Annotated in this window: 2 protein-coding genes; one reads left to right on the plus strand and one right to left on the minus strand. The window is 75.8% G+C overall.

The features are described 5' to 3' along the window. The coding region (locus AC1DSF_RS30575) for a YchJ family protein (protein WP_478184066.1) at positions 1-351 on the plus strand (351 nt) is incomplete at its 5' end. Between the two features lie 59 nt (positions 352-410). Here AC1DSF_RS30575 and AC1DSF_RS30580 read toward each other — a convergent pair. Beyond that, a partial coding sequence (locus tag AC1DSF_RS30580; protein ID WP_478184067.1) for a hypothetical protein occupies positions 411-600 on the minus strand: 190 nt, incomplete at its 5' end.

Consider the following 600-nt stretch of genomic DNA (forward strand, 5'->3'; position numbering starts at 1 on the left):
GACTACACCGACTGCTGCGGGCGCCTGCACCGGGGCGAGGCGGCCGCCGCGACCGCCGAGCAGCTGATGCGGTCGCGGTACGGCGCCTTCGTGGTCGGCGATGCCGCCTACCTGCTGGCCAGTTGGCACCCGGACACCCGCCCGGCGACGCTCGACCTCGACCCGCGCACGCGCTGGCTCGGCCTGGAGATCCTCGCCACCGAGGACGGCGGCCCGTTCCACGCGGAAGGCGCGGTCGCGTTCCGCGCCCGGTACCGCGAAGGCGGCCGCGAGCACGTCCTCGACGAGCACAGCCGCTTCAGCCGGGTCGACGGGCGGTGGGTGTACGTCGACGGCCGGTTCGCCGACTGAGTCGCGGCGCCACGGCCGCTACAGGTCGGACAGGCCCGTGTCCGGCTGCCGCGCTCGCGTTACGCGAACAGCAGCGGCCGACGGCCGCCCGCCGCCGACAGCAGCGCCGTCGTCGACGTGTGGCCCTCGCGGACCGTCCAGTGGATGGCGGAGTTGCCGAAGCCGCCGTCCTCGCGCAGGTTCGGGTCGGCGCCGCCCGTCAGCAGGACGCCGACCGCCTCGTCGTGGGCCAACACCGCGGCCGCGCAC

Source organism: Variovorax sp. 01N429, assembly GCF_056399425.1.